The 14,366-nt window shown below is 73.4% G+C and carries 13 protein-coding genes; 7 read left to right on the top strand and 6 right to left on the bottom strand.

The features are described 5' to 3' along the window. Positions 1-80: 80 nt before the first annotated feature. From E6P78_RS33520 to E6P78_RS20495, 6 genes are all read left to right on the top strand, one after another. Positions 81-1,085: an asparagine synthetase A gene (locus E6P78_RS33520; protein ID WP_240799298.1), complete on the top strand. Its 1,005-nt coding sequence runs from the start codon at positions 81-83 to the stop codon at positions 1,083-1,085. Next, positions 1,082-2,380, top strand: a complete 1,299-nt coding sequence (locus tag E6P78_RS20515) for a glutamate synthase-related protein (RefSeq protein ID WP_136205081.1) — start codon at positions 1,082-1,084, stop codon at positions 2,378-2,380. Before E6P78_RS33520 ends, E6P78_RS20515 begins: the two co-directional genes overlap by 4 nt. Continuing rightward, positions 2,377-2,853, top strand: coding sequence for a hypothetical protein (locus tag E6P78_RS20510; RefSeq protein WP_240799297.1), 477 nt, complete (start codon positions 2,377-2,379; stop codon positions 2,851-2,853). The genes E6P78_RS20515 and E6P78_RS20510 overlap by 4 nt, the downstream gene beginning before the upstream one ends. 40 nt (positions 2,854-2,893) lie before the next feature. Continuing rightward, positions 2,894-4,180, top strand: coding sequence for an MFS transporter (locus E6P78_RS20505; protein ID WP_136205080.1), 1,287 nt, complete (start codon positions 2,894-2,896; stop codon positions 4,178-4,180). Between the two features lie 7 nt (positions 4,181-4,187). Further along, complete coding sequence (locus tag E6P78_RS20500; RefSeq protein ID WP_136205079.1) at positions 4,188-4,952, top strand: 4'-phosphopantetheinyl transferase superfamily protein; 765 nt, start codon at positions 4,188-4,190, stop codon at positions 4,950-4,952. 488 nt (positions 4,953-5,440) lie between these two features. Next, the gene (locus E6P78_RS20495; protein ID WP_136205078.1) at positions 5,441-7,159 is read left to right on the top strand and encodes a PP2C family protein-serine/threonine phosphatase; all 1,719 of its coding nucleotides are present in this window, start codon (positions 5,441-5,443) and stop codon (positions 7,157-7,159) included. Positions 7,160-7,168: 9 nt separating this feature from the next. On the opposite strand, the gene E6P78_RS20490 is transcribed toward E6P78_RS20495, so the two are convergent. Then, the gene (locus E6P78_RS20490) at positions 7,169-7,753 is read right to left on the bottom strand and encodes a TetR/AcrR family transcriptional regulator (protein ID WP_136205077.1); all 585 of its coding nucleotides are present in this window, start codon (positions 7,751-7,753) and stop codon (positions 7,169-7,171) included. Between the two features lie 143 nt (positions 7,754-7,896). On the opposite strand from E6P78_RS20490, the gene E6P78_RS20485 reads away from it, so the two are divergent. Further along, entirely contained in the window at positions 7,897-9,039 is a 1,143-nt protein-coding gene (locus E6P78_RS20485) for an NAD(P)/FAD-dependent oxidoreductase (RefSeq protein ID WP_136205076.1), read from the top strand. 105 nt (positions 9,040-9,144) lie between these two features. On the opposite strand, the gene E6P78_RS20480 is transcribed toward E6P78_RS20485, so the two are convergent. The 5 genes from E6P78_RS20480 to E6P78_RS20460 all read right to left on the bottom strand — a co-directional run bounded on the left by E6P78_RS20480 (position 9,145) and on the right by E6P78_RS20460 (position 14,357). Then, entirely contained in the window at positions 9,145-9,756 is a 612-nt protein-coding gene (locus tag E6P78_RS20480; RefSeq protein WP_136205075.1) for a class F sortase, read from the bottom strand. 49 nt (positions 9,757-9,805) lie between these two features. After that, positions 9,806-10,471, bottom strand: coding sequence for a hypothetical protein (locus E6P78_RS20475; RefSeq protein WP_136205074.1), 666 nt, complete (start codon positions 10,469-10,471; stop codon positions 9,806-9,808). A 210-nt stretch (positions 10,472-10,681) separates the two neighbouring features. Then, the gene (locus E6P78_RS20470) at positions 10,682-11,536 is read right to left on the bottom strand and encodes an ATP-binding cassette domain-containing protein (protein ID WP_136205073.1); all 855 of its coding nucleotides are present in this window, start codon (positions 11,534-11,536) and stop codon (positions 10,682-10,684) included. Further along, entirely contained in the window at positions 11,533-13,419 is a 1,887-nt protein-coding gene (locus tag E6P78_RS20465) for a dipeptide/oligopeptide/nickel ABC transporter permease/ATP-binding protein (protein ID WP_240799296.1), read from the bottom strand. The genes E6P78_RS20470 and E6P78_RS20465 overlap by 4 nt, the downstream gene beginning before the upstream one ends. Beyond that, positions 13,416-14,357, bottom strand: coding sequence for an ABC transporter permease (locus E6P78_RS20460; protein ID WP_136205072.1), 942 nt, complete (start codon positions 14,355-14,357; stop codon positions 13,416-13,418). Before E6P78_RS20460 ends, E6P78_RS20465 begins: the two co-directional genes overlap by 4 nt. Positions 14,358-14,366: the final 9 nt, after the last annotated feature.

Below are 14,366 nucleotides of genomic sequence, written 5' to 3'. Positions count from 1 at the left end.
CTCCTCGCCACCGCCCACTCGCCACCACCATCTCCTCGCCACCGCCATCTCCTCGCCACCGCCACGAACAGGAGCCCGTCATGGACCACGCCCCGCAGCCCGCCGGACCCGCCCTGCCGCCCCCGCTCGGCGAACACCTGCGCTCACCGCAGCTGCGCGCCGCCATGCTCGTCCAGCAGGAGGCCCTGCAGGCGGCCCGCGACTACTTGCGGCGGGCGGGCTTCACCGAGCTGCTGCCGCCGCTCGTCGGGCCCGTCACCGACCCGGGCGGCCGGGGCGCCAAGGCCCTGGACGTCGACTACTACGGCCGCCCGTACAAGCTGATGACCAGCGCCATCCTCTACAAGCAGGCGTCCCTGCACGGCTTCCCGAAGCTCTTCTACATCGCACCCAACGTGCGGGTGGAGCCGGAGGAGACCGCGACCACCGGACGCCATCTGGTGGAGTTCCACCAGATCGACGTCGAGATCGCCGGCGCCCGCCGCGAGGACGCCCAGGAGGTCGCCGCCGGACTGCTCACCCATGTGGCCGAGCACGTATGGACGGCGGTCCCCGGCCTCCTCACCGAACTCGGGCGCCTGGAGGCCGACTTCGCGGACGTCCGCAGCGGCAAGTACGACGTGTGCACCCATCAGGAGGCGGTCTCCCGCCTGCTCGCCATCGGGCATCCGCAGAACCCGGACAGCGAGATCGACTGGACCGGTGAACGGCTCCTCTCCCTGGAGAGCGACCGCCCCTTCTTCGTCAACGACTACCCCAAGGGCTCGCGCGGCTTCTACGACCGCGAGGACCCCGACCGCCCCGGTGTGCTGCGCAACTTCGACCTCATCGCCCCGCACGGATACGGCGAGCTGGTCTCCGGCAGCGAGCGCGAGTCGGACTACGCGACGATCGTCACCCGGATGCGGGAGAGCGGGGAGAACCCCGCCAAGTACGCCTGGTACCTGAAGGAGGCCCGGGAGGGCATCCCGGCCAGCGCCGGTTTCGGCATGGGCCTGCAGCGCCTGGTCCGCTTCCTGACCGGCCTCGACTCCCTGTGGCAGGTCAGCGCCTACCCGAAGCTCCCCGGGGTGGTGGCCCCGTGAGCGCCCTCACCGCGGCCGGCTTCCCGGAACGGCAGGTCCGCGCCCGCGCCCGGCACGGCACCGCCGAGGTCTTCCCCGCCCCCGGCTCGTACGGGGCCGAACTCTTCGGACCCGGCGCCGAGAGCGCCGTCGGCACCGACGCGCTCGACCGGGCCCGCATCGCCCCGCCCGTCTTCATGCCCGAGCGGCTCGAAAAGCTCATCGCCCTGGCCCGCGAGCCCGAGTCCGGCGATGTCGACCTGACCACCCGGACCGGCGGCTTCGGCGCTTCGCTCCCGCTGTACCTGTCGGCCTTCGGGTCCACCCGGGCGGGCAGCGGCGACCTCGCCGTCCACGCCTCGCGCCAGGCGGGCCGGCTCGGCATCCCCATGGTCATCGGGGAGAACATGGTGCCCGTCCACGGCTACCGGCGCGGCGGGGACGCCACCCGCTCCGCGCTCCTCGACCGCATCGAGGCCTACCTCGGCGCCGCGCCCGAGGGCGTGGGCGGAATCGTCGTCCAGCAGTCGACCGAGGACGCCGACTCCGAGGTCTGGAACCTTCTCTACAGCGACCCCGCCACCCGCCCACTGCTCGAATCCGGGCGCCTGGCCTTCGAGCTGAAGACCGGCCAGGGTGCCAAGCCCGGTCTCGGCGGCATGACCGTGGTCGCGGGCGCGGAGGCGGAGCAGCTGGCGGACCGGTTCACGATCAGCGAGGTGTTCGGCGAGGACGACGACCGCAGGCTGCGCTGTGCCACGCCCGGCACCTTCACCGACGAGATCCTGCGCCAGCAACTGCGCTTCATGCGGAACAACTTCCCCAAGGCCCGCTCCTGGGTGAAGTTCCACCCGGGGCGCGACATCGGGGACGCCGCCCGTATCGCCTGGGCCGCCGGAGCGGACGCCGTCACCGTGGACGGCGCCGAGGGCGGCACCGGCTGGGCCCCCCGGGTCTTCCTGGACCAGGTCGGGCTGCCGCTTGCCGAATGCCTGCGCCGGATCGGCCGCCCCGACGGCTGCCTGCTCGCCAGTGGGGGCATGTGGGAGGGCGGACGCGCCCTGCGCGCCCTAGCCCTCGGCGCCCGGGCCGTCGGCCTGGGGCGCGCCGCCCTGGTCGCGGTGGACGAGGACCCCGAACACGGCCTGGAACGCCTCGTCGAGAGCATCGCCCTCGAACTGCGCTTGCTGGTCAGCGCGTTGGGCAAGTACACGGTCACCGCGCTGGGCCCCGAGGACCTGTGGTGGCCGGACAGCCCCTTCGACGGGCGGGCACCACTCACCACCGGCCAGGCCGCCGTCGGAGCGGCGCCGTGACCGCGTGGCCGTACCGCCGGCGCGGCCGGACCGTCCAGGCCCGGTTCCTGGTAAGGGAGTTGCCCGGCATCACCGTCGCCGCCGCCGACGACGGCGTACGGGGGGCGGAAGGCCAGGACTCCCTGGCCGAAGCCGCCCGCCGCGCCGCCGACGACGACATACGGGAGGCGGAGGACCAGAACTCCCTGGCCGAAGCCGCCCGCCGCGCCGCCGACGACGACATACGGGAGGCGGAGGACCAGAACTCCCTGGCCGGCGCCGCGCGCCGCGCCGCCGAGCGCACCCTCGCCGAGGCGGGCCGGGGCTACCTCGGCGGCCGCCTGGAACTGCGCACCCACGGTGGCACCGGCGGCGCGCGTGACCGCCGGGCCCTGCACCACGCCGCCGGCCGCGCCGCCGCCCTGGCCGTCACCGCGACGCTGCGCGGCGACGACACCGGGGTCAGCGTCCGCGCCACCCGGCACCCCCGCTGAACCGCCCGCTCCGAGCCCTCTCCCCCAGGAAGCCGAACCCATGACAACCACCCCCTCCGCCCCGTCGTCCGAAGCGGCGTCCGCCCCGGACTGGCGGCGCATCGGCAGCTTCGTCACCGGCCAGGCCGCCGTCCAGTGCGGAAGCTTCGCCCTCCTCATCGCCATGAACTGGACCGCGGTCCAGCTCGGCGGGCGGGGCGCCGTCACCCTCGTGATCCTCGCCTCCACGCTGCCGCGCGCCCTGATGCTGCTGTTCGGGGGCGCTCTCGCCGACAGCCTCGGCCCGCGCGCCGTCCTGCTGCGGGCCACCGCCACCCGGCTCATCGTCCTCGCCATCGGCACCCTGGTCACCGCGGGCGCCGACAGCCTCTGGCCCCTGGTCGCCGTCGCCGTGGTGGAGGGCTCCCTGCTCGGGCTCACCGGTCCGGCGTCCGGGGTCCTGCTGACCCGGCTGGCCCCCCAGGAGCACCTGGGCCGTGCCAACTCCCTGTTCTCCATGGTGATGCGGCTGGCGCCGATCGCCGGATCACCGCTCGGGGCGTGGCTGGTCGTGGCGGGCGGCCTGTCCGACGTCATGATCGTCTCGGCCGCCGGATGCGCCGTCTGGCTGGTCTGCGCCTTCCACGTCACCCATGGCATGGGCCGCCCCGAGCGCCGGTCCGGGACAGGTTCCTCGCTGTTCAGGCGTTCCGGTGACGGTCTTCTGCTGCTGGGCGCCCACCCGAAGCTGCGCTGGATGTTCATCGCCTGCTTCTGCATGGACTTCGCCTTCCTGTGGCCGGCCGAGGTCGCCCTTCCGCTGCGCGCCTCCGGCGAGGGGTGGGGCATCGGTTCGGTCGCGGCGGCCCTGACCGCGTTCAGCGCCGGCGCCCTGGCGTCGGCGGCGGTGGGTGCGGCCCTCGCCCACCGCATCCCGGTCCCGGTCAAGCTCCTCGTCACCGGCACCGGACTCGCCGTCGGCATGGGCTCCATGGCGCTGGTCCCCTCCCCGAGCGTCCTGGCCGTCACGGCGTGCGTCGTCGGCCTCTTCTCGGGACTCAACGGCCCGGCCCTGGTCACCGCGTACCAACAGGCCGTCCCCGAGGGCCGGCTGGGCGCCGCGATGTCCACCTTCTCGCTGTCCAGCATCGGAGCCGCGCCGCTGTCGCTCGCCGTCTTCAGTTCGGTCTCCGCCGCGCTGGGCGTCACCGGCACCTGGCTGCTGTGCGCGGCCATCGCCCTGTTCTCGCCGGTGGCCGCCACCCTCGCCCTGCGCTCCCCCGTGACGCGGAAGACCCCCGCAGCGGAGGTATCCGCCGCCCCCGAGCCCACCGCCACAGCCGTGTGAGGCAGACATGTCCCTGCTGGAACCCAGTCCACCGCCCGCCCTCGACCCCCTCCTCCTCCCGACCGCGCTGCCCCCGCTGCCCGCGGCGCTGCCCCCACCCACCGGTCCCGGGCCGGACGGCGCGCGGCTCTGGCTGGTCGCCACCGCCGCGCACGAGGAGAGCGCGACGCGCTACGCCCCGCTCGTCCTCGACCCCTCGGAGCTGGCCCGGGCGGAGGAGTTCCGCCGCCCCAGCGACCGCGCCACCTATCTGTGCGCCCATATCGGGCTGCGCCGGGTGCTCGGCAACCACCTGGGCGTCGCCCCCCGGACCGTCTCGGTGGCCCGGGCGCCGTGCCCGTGCTGCGGTGAGCCGCACGGCCGTCCCGTACTGCCCGGCGGGCACCTGCACTTCTCGCTCTCGCACTGCGAGGGTCTGAGCCTCATCGCCGTCGCCGCCGCCCCGGTCGGTGTGGACGTCGAACCGGTGCCGAGTCCGCAGACCCTGGTCGAGGCGGCCGATGTCGTCCACCCGGTGGAGGCGGCGGAACTCGCCGCCCTCGCTCCCGCTCTGCGCCCGGCGGCGTTCGCCCGGGTGTGGACCAGGAAGGAGGCGTATCTGAAGGGGCTCGGCATCGGTCTGGGTGCGGACCCGTCGACGGAGTACGTAGGCGCCGGCGGGACACCGGCCGCCCCGTCGGGGTGGTCGCTGGCCGACATCGCCGTCCCTCATGGCCACCGGGCCGCAGTGGCGGTCCGCCGCCGGGGCATCGGCGGTGCCGGCCCCGACTGACAGTGAGGACGACGGGTCGTTGTGACGCCTCGCCTTCGCGGGAGGCGTCACGGCAGGCCGGGGGCGCTCTCCCCCGGCGCGGTCCTCGAATGCCGGGGTGATCGGGACCATCGGCCGGGGCGGCGCACATGGCCGGCATGCGGGAGGTGGACGCGACCCTCACGCGGCCGGGCCGGCGCTCGCCGACGGCGGGGCCGGCATGGGCGCCACGAGGGGCACCGCCCGCCCGAGCACGTTCCGGCAGGCGCGGGCCGGGGACGTCGTTCGTGCTCTCCGCCCTGCTCGTACGAACGCTGTTCGCCACGCCCCGGCCCATGCCGGAGGTCCGCGAGCGATGGTCAACGTTTCTTGACCATCGAGGAAGGAGTTTCGCGCGAACCCTCAGGGTCTGCCGTGGCGGCCACTCGGCCCACACCGGCTGGCGTGCCCGGCGCCCCGCCCCGATGCTGTTACACACCCGTCGCCGCACCGCACCGATAAGGCCCGACATGCCCCTGGACGACCCCTCTCCGGTGGACGGCGTGCGCTCCCGGCTGGAGCTGCGGGCGATCCGGGAGCTGCTGGAGAGCCAGCGGCGACGCGTCACGGCGTACACCGAGCTCCACCCCGCCGACCCCGCGCCCTCGGCTCCGCCGCCCCAGGCGCCCTCGGCGCCACCCTCCCTCCAGGAGGTGCTCGACGCCCTCCCGATGGCGGCTCTGCTGGTGGTCCCGGTGTTCGATGACGACGGCGCGCTCCGGGACGTCTTCTACGTGACCCAGAACGCCGCGGCCCGCGCCTATGCGGCCTCCCGGCCGCCCCTGGGTTCGGTGTCGCGGGGCGCCGGCCCCGCATCGCTCTTCGAGCTCTTCCCCGCCCTCTCCCGTACGCCGGTCCCCGGCATGCTGACCCGCGCGCACCACCAGGGCACGCCGCAGGGCCCCGAAACGGCGGAGTGGCTCGTGAGCACCCCGACGGGACCGGTGCGCATCAGCGGCGAGGTCCGGGTCGCCCCCTGCGGTGACCACCTCCTGGTGTCATGGGAGCGCGGAAGCCGGCTCCGTATGGCGTCAGCCACCCAGCACCTCGTCCGCTCCTGCTGGGCGGAGTGGAACCTCGGCGACCACGGGATCGAGCCCTCCCGCGGATTCCGTCAGGTACTCGGCCTGCCCGGCGACACACCGGTGCCGGACCTGCTGGAGCTGGCGACGGCCACCACATCGGACAGCCTGCCCGGTCTGTACCGGACGCTGTACGACGTCATCCTGCGCAAGCGCACCGCCGAGTGCGAACTGCGCCTGCGCAGGCGCCGCGAGCGCGTGTTCCGCATGGTCGCCGAACCCGTGCGCATCGCTCCGGGCAGCCTGGTCTGGGCCCTGCGGGCGGTCCTCATCGACGTCACCACGGACCGGCTGCACCGCGAGGCGGCCGAGCGTGCCGCACGCGAGGCACGCCGTGAGCGTGAGCGCACCGACGCCGTCGCCGAGGTCGCCGACGTCCTGCGCGAAGCGGTGCTGCCGCACTTCCAGGACGAGCCGGCCCCCTTCGGACTCGACGCGGCGGCCGTCTACCGGCCCGACGCGCGGGAAGCCGGAGTCGGTGGCGACTGGTACAAGGCGCGCAGCCTTCCTGACGGCCGCCTCCTGATCGCCCTGGGCGACGCCCGCGGGCACGGCCTGGAGGCGGCGACTTTGATGGCCAAGCTGCGGTACGCCCTCGCCGGCCTCGCCTACACCGAGGAGTCCGTCGAACGGCTCACGGGGTGGCTCAACGAGGTGGCCTGCGCCGACGGGAGCGAGTCCACCGCCACCGCGATCGTCGCCCGCTTCCACCCGGAACGCGCCCTGCTCCGCTGGACCTGCGCCGGGCATCCGCGCCCCGTGCTGGTACGCGACGGCCTCGCCGCCCAGTTGCCGGCTCCCGAGGGCGGACCCGGCCTCCCGCTGGGGGTCATGCCCGGCGCGGCCTACACCGCCACCACCACGCCCGTGCAGGTCGGCGACATCGTCCTGATGTACTCGGACGGCCTGACCGAACGCCGCACCAGCGACCCCGATCTGGACACGCGACGCTTCCTCACCGCCGCGGAACACTGCTTCCGGGAAGCCGCCCCGGGCGTCGGCAACACCGGACTCCAGGACTACGCCGAACGACTCGTCGCCCACCTGGACGGCCCCCACCGCACCGACGACGCGACCCTCCTGGCCCTGCGCCGCATCAGCACCTAGAAGGCCGCTCTACGCCCCGCCCGGCGGTCGCCAGCCGTGGGCGAGGATGTCGAAGACCCCGTCGACGGCGGCCCGGCGGTCCTTCTGCCCCTGGGAAAGGACGGGGATCTCCAGGACGAAGCGGGCGAGGGTGACGCAGGCGAGGTCGTCGTGGGGCACGCCGAGGTCGTCGGCGATGGCCGTGCTCAGCGTGTCGGTGTGGCGGGCCCACATGCGTTCGGCGTACGCGCGCAGCGCCGGGGTCGAGTGGACCAGCCGGTCGAACTCCTCGCGCTGCGGGTGGGCCGCGAGGGGCAGCCAGCTGTCGATCAGGTGCTGGTGCAGGGCGCCGAGGATGCCCTGGCCGGCGGCCCGGTCCCGTACGGCGGCGATCAGCCGCGCGTCCACGCCCTCCTCCTGGTCGAAGACCAGGGCTTCCTTGCCAGGGAAGTGCTTGAAGATCGTGGCGGTCGAGACGTCGGCCGCGTCGGCGATGTCGCGCATGCTCACGTGGTCGTAGCCGCGCTCCAGGAAGAGCTCCAACGCGGCATCGGCGATCGACTGCCGGGTCTGCGCCTTCTTGCGCTCGCGGCGGCCGACGGGGGTTTCGGTCATGGGCGCGAGCCTACCCGACAGTGGAATCCAAATCTAAGTTGTTGGATTCTACTTTTTTCCATGTTCTACTTTTTAGGCGGGTGGGGTCAGCCATCCCGTTCTCACGCACCACCCCTGCCTCGAAAGGCCCGAAAGGAACGCTCATGCCCTCACCCACCCCCGCCCACGCCCGGATCAGCATCATCGGGGCCGGCCCCGGCGGGCTGACCTGCGCACGCATCCTCCAGCGGCTCGGCACAGCCGTGACCGTCTACGACCGCGACGACGGTCCGCACACCCGTGACCAGGGCGGCACGCTGGACCTGCACGCGGACAACGGCCAGATCGCCCTGCGCGAGGCCGGTCTGCTCGACGACTTCTTCCGGTTGGCCCGCCCGGAAGGGCAGGAGATGCGCCGGTACACGGCGGCCGGCGCACTCACCGGCCACCACGTCCCGGAACCCGACGAACTGTTCAAGCCGGAGATCGACCGGGGCGTCCTGCGCGACCTGCTGCTCGACTCCCTGGAGCCGGGCACCGTCCGGTGGGGCCACACCCTCGAACGCGTCGGCGGGCCGGACGACGGCCCGCGACAGCTGCACTTCACCGACGGGACCACCGTCGAAACGGACCTGGTCATCGGCGCCGACGGCGCGTACTCACGGGTGCGGCCCGCCGTGTCGTCCGCCGTTCCCGCGTACACCGGGGTGAGCTTCCTGGAAGCCTGGTTCTCCGGCGTGGACGACCGCCACCGCGACATCGCCGAGCTGGTCGGCCGGGGCAGCGCCCACGCCGCCGACGGGGAACGCGCGATGTTCGCCCAGCGCAACGGCGGCGATCACATCCGCACCTACCTCATCCAGCGCGTACCGGCGGACTGGACAGGCGCCCGCGGCCCGGCCGGCACCGACACCGACGGCATCCGCACCCTCCTCCTGGAGCGCTACGCCCACTGGGCGCCCGGCCTGCGCCGGATGATCACGGACAACGACGGGCCCTACGTACACCGCCCGATCCACGCGCTGCCCGTCCCGCACACCTGGGCGCACAATCCGACGGTGACCCTGCTCGGGGACGCCGCCCACCTCATGCCGCCGCTCGGTGTCGGGGTCAACCTCGCCATGCTCGACGCCGGCGACCTCGCCCTCTCCCTCGCGAACGCCGCCACCGTCGCCGACGCCGTCCGCGCGTACGAGAAGACCATGCTGCCCCGCTCCGTCGAGACCGCCCGGATGCTCGAAGGCCGCGCCGAGGACCTGCTGTCCGTCGAGGGGGACGACAGCGGCCCGGACGGCCCCGGGCGCTGAGGGCGACGCGCCCCGGCATGCGGAAGGCCGGCGCCTCGCCCCCGAGGCACCGGCCGTTCCCTACCGCTCTCGGCCATCAGGCCCTCCGCCGCACACCGTGTGCCGTCAGACCTTCTGTTTCTTCAGTGACGTCAGGTGGGCGAAGACGACGACATTGGCCGAGTAGCCGTCCTTCTTGTTGAAACGCCCACCGCATGTCATCAGCCGCAGTTCCGGACGGCCGGTGCTCCCGTACACCTTGTCGTCGGGGAACTTGTCCTTCGTGTACGTCTCGACCGCGTCGACCGTGAAGACGGCGGTCTGCCGGTCGGCCCGGGTGACCTTCACCGTGTCACCGCGGTGCAGCGCGTTGAGGTTGAGGAAGATGGCCGGTCCGGTCTCCGTGTCGCGGTGGCCGACGATCAGCGAGGTCCCCGCCTCGCCCGGCGACGGTCCGCCGCGGTACCAGCCCACCTCCCTCGGCTTGCTCATCGGCGGGGCGCCGAGGTGCCCCTTCTTGTCGAGCCCGAGGCCGGTGACGGGCGCTTCGATGAAGATGGCCGGCACCGCGATCTTCACCGGCCGCGACGGGGACAGGGGTGCGTGCGCGGCCTCGGCCGGCCGGTCGCCGCCGCCCGCGGCGTCATTGCCGTGGGCGGCGGCGACCGGATCGTCGGACGAGTCGGAACTCGCCCAGACGATGCCGGTCACCAGCGAGGAGGTCACGCACAACGTCATCGTCAGACGACACGCCCGGCTCGGGCCCCGTCGGCGTCTTCTGCGCGGGTTATGCCTCGTTGCGGGCACGGCGGCGTGCGGCTCGGCGGACCATGATCAGCCCGGCGGCTCCGACCGCCCCGGCCGCCAGCGCGGCGGTGGTGCCGACGTTCGAGTCGCTGTCGGAGCTGAGGCTCTCCAGGTCCGGGACGCCGCCGCCACCGGCCGGCACGCCGCCGGACGGCCGCTCGTAGCCCTTCTCGGCGCCCGAGGCCGCGCCCCGGCCGTCGTTGTCACCGCGGCCGTTGTTGTCGGCCGGCTTGGAGCAGTCCACCTGGAAGCTCTTGTTCTTCGGGCCCGCCGGGACGGTCCACACCAGCTGGTACGTGCCCTCGGGGAGCAGGTACTCCTGGCTGCGGGCCGCACCGTTGACGAGGGGCAGCGTGCTCTGCAGGGTGTCGCCCGGGGGGACGGTCGGCGGCTGCGCGGTGATCGTCCACGGAACGGCCGGAAGCGACTCGAAGTTGCTGGCCGCGAGGACGAACTTGCAGACCTCGACGCCGTCGCCGCCACGCGAGTGCCAGCCGACCGAGCGGATGTCGATGTCACCGCTGTCGCCGGGCGCGGCGTAGGCGGCGGAGGCCCCGGCGAGGGTGGCTCCGGCGGCGGCGACCGCGGCGGCCGCGACGGTGCCCGCGCGGACGCTGCGGGAACGGACGGTAGCGGAAATACGCATGCTGAACTCCTTCGAGCCGGGATGATTGTCGTACTGATCAACCGATCGCCTAAGAGATGACACGAGTCGCGGGATAAATGTCGCGTAACACTCTGAAAAAGCTGATAAGTACCCTGAGTAGCCGATAGCGGACCCCGCGCGAAGGTGCCCGGCACGCGAGAACGGGGCGCCCGCCCGGGCACCCCGTTCCGTTTCCGCGTGCGCGGCCCGTCAGTCCCGGGACACCCCGCCCGCCGCGGCCTCGCGCCGCCTGCGCTGCTCGGCCACGTCCGCCACCGGCGAGGCGAGCAGCAGGGTGCGGGTGTAGCTGTGGCGCGGCTGCGAGGTGACCGTCGCGGCGTCGCCCGTCTCGACGATCTCGCCCCGGTGGATCACCGACACGCGGTGGCTCATGAAGCGGACGACGGCCAGGTCGTGGGAGACGAAGAGGTACGAGACCCCCGTCTCCTCCTGGATCTCCAGGAGCAGGTCCAGCACCGTGCGCTGGGTGGTCAGGTCCAGCGCGGACACCGGCTCGTCGCAGATGACCAGCCGGGGGCGCAGCGCCAGCGCCCGGGCGATGGCGACGCGCTGGCGCTGTCCCCCCGAGAACTCCCGGGGCAGCCGCCCCGCCGCGTCCGCGGGCAGGTGGACGCGCTCCAGCAGCCCGGCGACCCTCCCCCGGGCCTCCCGGGCGCCGGTGCCCTGGCCGATGAGCGGTTCGGCGAGCGTGTCACCGATGGTGCGGGCGGGGTTCAGGGAGGTGTACGGGTCCTGGAAGATGACCTGGAGGTCGCGGCTGAGGGCGCGGCGGCGCCGGGCGTCGGCGTGTTCGATGGGCTCGCCGTCGAAGGTGATCGAGCCCGAACGCACCGGTACGAGCCCGAGGATCGCGCGGCCGATGGTGGACTTGCCCGAGCCGGACTCACCGACCAGGCCAAGGGTCTCACCGGGCCGGACATCGAGGCCGACGCCCTTGAGGACTTCGGTCTCCGGGGCCCGCCACCCCTTGCCGGGGAAGGAGACCCGCAGGTCGCGCACGGTGAGCAGGGCGTCCGAAGCGGCCGCGTCGTCAGGGGTGTTCATGCGGCGGTCCTTGCTTCTCGTCGCTGCCAGGGGGCGCGGGCCGGTGCGTCGTCGAGTACGGCGGCGAGCAGGGCGCGGGTGTAGGGGTCCTGCGGGGCGCCGAGGATCTGCTCGGTGGTGCCGGTCTCCACGATGCGGCCGGTGTTCATCACGGCGACCCGGTCGCAGACGTCGGCGACGACACCGAGGTTGTGCGTGACCAGGAGGACGCCGAGGCCGCGTTCGTCCCGGAGCCTGCGCAGCAGGTCGAGCACTTCGGCCTGGACCCGTACGTCGAGTGCGGTGGTCGGCTCGTCCGCGATCAGGAGGGCCGGGTCGCAGGACATCGCGCCGGCGATCAGGACGCGCTGGGCCATGCCGCCGGAGACCTCGTGCGGGTAGAGGCCCATGGTGCGTTCGGGCTCGGGGATCTCGACCAGTCGCAGGAGTTCGCGGGCGCGGTCGGCGGCTTCCTTGCGGCCGACTCCGAGGTGGTGGCGGATGGGTTCCATGAGCTGGCTGCCGATGGTGAAGGCGGGGTCGAGATTGCTCATGGGTTCCTGCGGTACGTACGCGAGGGTGCGGCCGCGCAGCGCACGGTGGTCGCGTTCGCGCATGCCCGCCGTCTCCCGGCCGTTCACCGTGATGCTGCCGTGCGTGACGCGGCCGCCCTCGGGCAGCAGGCCGAGGACCGAGAAGGCGGTCTGCGTCTTGCCGGAGCCGGACTCGCCGACGAGGCCCACGATTTCGCCCGGCCGCACGTCCAGGTCGACGCCGTGCACGACCTGCTTGTCGGTGCCGTCGGGCCGGGCGTAGGCGACGGTGAGCCCGCGTACGGAGAGCAGCGCGGCGCGCGGCGCCGTGGGCTCGACGGCTTCGGTGGACTCGGCGGACTCGGTGGCTTCGGTGGCCTCCGTGCGTTCCGCCGGCGCCGGGGCCGGGGCGGGGCGCGGGCGGCGGCTGGTCCGGGGCCGGGGTGCCTGTTCCTCCAGGGCGTCGCGTACGGCTCCGGCCAGCAGGACGAGGGCGCAGTTGGTGAGGCCGAGGGCGAGGCCCGGCCACAGGATGAGGCGGGGCGCGCGCTGGATGTTCTGGAACGCCTCGTTGAGCATGGCGCCCCAGGTGGCCGTCGCTCCGCTGCCGACGCCGAGGAATTCCAGGCCGGCCTGGAGGGCGATGGCGATGCCCGCGACGAGCGCGACCTGGATGATGATGGGCCCGCGTACGACGGTCAGGACGTGCCGGGCGACGATGCGGGTGTCGGAGAGGCCGGAGACCTTCGCGGCGTCCACGTACAGCTCGCCCCGGACGTTGGCGACGATGCCGCGCACCAGGCGGAAGAAGCTGGGGGCCACCAGGACGCCCAGCACGATCATCAGGACCCGGACGTCGGGGCCGAGGATGGCCCGGGACGCGAGCAGGACGACCATGGCGGGCAGCGCCATGACGAGGTTGACGGTCCAGTTGGCGACGGCGTCGAACCGGCCGCCGCGGTAGCCGGCGAAGAGTCCCGAAGGGACACCGAGCACCAGGGCGATGGCGAGGGCGAGCAGGGCGCCGCCGAGGGTGTTGCGCCCGCCGTACAGCACGCGGGAGAGGATGTCGCGGCCCGCCGAGTCCATGCCGAGGGGGTGCGCCCCGCTCGGGCCGTCGAAGGCCTCGCCGAGCGACGAGGCGCCCGGGTCCTGCGAGGCGATCAGGGGCGCCAGGACGACGGCCAGGACGAGGATCAGGAGCAGGGCGGCGGACAGCCCGCCGAGGGGGTTGCGCAGGACCCGGCGCAGGGTCCGGCCGGTGCGCCGGGGCCCGGCCGGGCCGGTTTTCCCGGCCGGTTCCGTGGTGCCGGCGGGGAGTGCGACGGCTGCGGGTTCCGGGGCCGTGGCCGCCCGGATGTTGTCGCTCATGCGACCCTCGCCTTGGGGTTGAGCCAGCCGATCAGGACGTCGACCAGGAGGTTGATCAGGACGACACCGACCACGGTGAGCATGACGAGCGCCATGATCACGGGGATGTCGCCGCGGGTGGTGTAGGTGACGGTCATGCTGCCGATGCCGGGGAGGCCGAAGATCTGCTCCACGAGCACGGCCCCGCCGAGCAGGCCCACGAACTGCATGCCGAGCACGGAGAGCGCGGGCGCCGAGGCGTTGCGCAGGACGTGCTTGAACACGATCCGGGACGCGGGCAGTCCGCGGGCCCGCAGGGTGCGTACGTAGTCCTGCCGCAGGGCGTCGATGACGGCTCCCCGCACCTGCTGGGAGACGCCCGCGACGGACGCCACGGACAGGGAGAGGACCGGCAGGGTGATGGTGGAAAGCCAGCCGCTGGGCGAGTCGGTGAAGCCGGTGTAGCCGATGGCGGGGAACCAGCGCAGCCGTACCGCGAAGACCAGGACCAGCACGAGGGTCAGCAGGAATCCCGGCAGGGCGTACCCCACCACGCCGAGCACCTGGACGAAGCGGTCGGCCGCGCCGCGCCGCACCCCGGCCCACACCCCGAGCAGGAAGGCGAGGGCCGTGGTGACGACGGTGACACCGAGCATCAGGCTCGCCGTGACCGGGAGGCGGTTGCCGACGGCCTCACCCACGTCCTCACTCGTGAACCAGGAGCTTCCGAGGTCGCCCCGGACGGCGTGGGACAGCCAGGTCCCGTACTGCTGGAGCACCGGCTGGTCGAGGCCGAGCGAGGCGTTCTTGGCGTCGACGGCGCTCTGGGTGGCGCTCTCCCCGAGCAGTTGGCGGCCCACGTCGATGTGCGGGACCGACAACAGCAGATAGGTGAGGAAGGAGATCACGACCAGGAGCACGGCTCCCGAGGCGATCCTGCGGGCGATGAAGTTCAGCATGACACTCGG

It is taken from the genome of Streptomyces sp. A0958, assembly GCF_004795035.1.
In the GTDB taxonomy this organism is placed as follows: domain Bacteria; phylum Actinomycetota; class Actinomycetes; order Streptomycetales; family Streptomycetaceae; genus Streptomyces.
The sequence above is the reverse complement of the archived record's forward strand: the minus strand, read 5'-3'. Positions and strand labels throughout refer to the sequence as shown.

Coding starts and splice junctions, on each gene's coding strand:
- E6P78_RS20465 (WP_240799296.1), bottom strand. CDS start 13,419: ATGAGCGACAACATCCGGGCGGCCACGGCCCCGGAACCCGCAGCCGTC.
- E6P78_RS20470 (WP_136205073.1), bottom strand. CDS start 11,536: ATGAACACCCCTGACGACGCGGCCGCTTCGGACGCCCTGCTCACCGTG.
- E6P78_RS20460 (WP_136205072.1), bottom strand. CDS start 14,357: ATGCTGAACTTCATCGCCCGCAGGATCGCCTCGGGAGCCGTGCTCCTG.
- E6P78_RS20495 (WP_136205078.1), top strand. CDS start 5,441: ATGCCCCTGGACGACCCCTCTCCGGTGGACGGCGTGCGCTCCCGGCTG.
- E6P78_RS20485 (WP_136205076.1), top strand. CDS start 7,897: ATGCCCTCACCCACCCCCGCCCACGCCCGGATCAGCATCATCGGGGCC.
- E6P78_RS20480 (WP_136205075.1), bottom strand. CDS start 9,756: ATGACGTTGTGCGTGACCTCCTCGCTGGTGACCGGCATCGTCTGGGCG.
- E6P78_RS20475 (WP_136205074.1), bottom strand. CDS start 10,471: ATGCGTATTTCCGCTACCGTCCGTTCCCGCAGCGTCCGCGCGGGCACC.
- E6P78_RS20505 (WP_136205080.1), top strand. CDS start 2,894: ATGACAACCACCCCCTCCGCCCCGTCGTCCGAAGCGGCGTCCGCCCCG.
- E6P78_RS20490 (WP_136205077.1), bottom strand. CDS start 7,753: ATGACCGAAACCCCCGTCGGCCGCCGCGAGCGCAAGAAGGCGCAGACC.
- E6P78_RS33520 (WP_240799298.1), top strand. CDS start 81: ATGGACCACGCCCCGCAGCCCGCCGGACCCGCCCTGCCGCCCCCGCTC.
- E6P78_RS20500 (WP_136205079.1), top strand. CDS start 4,188: ATGTCCCTGCTGGAACCCAGTCCACCGCCCGCCCTCGACCCCCTCCTC.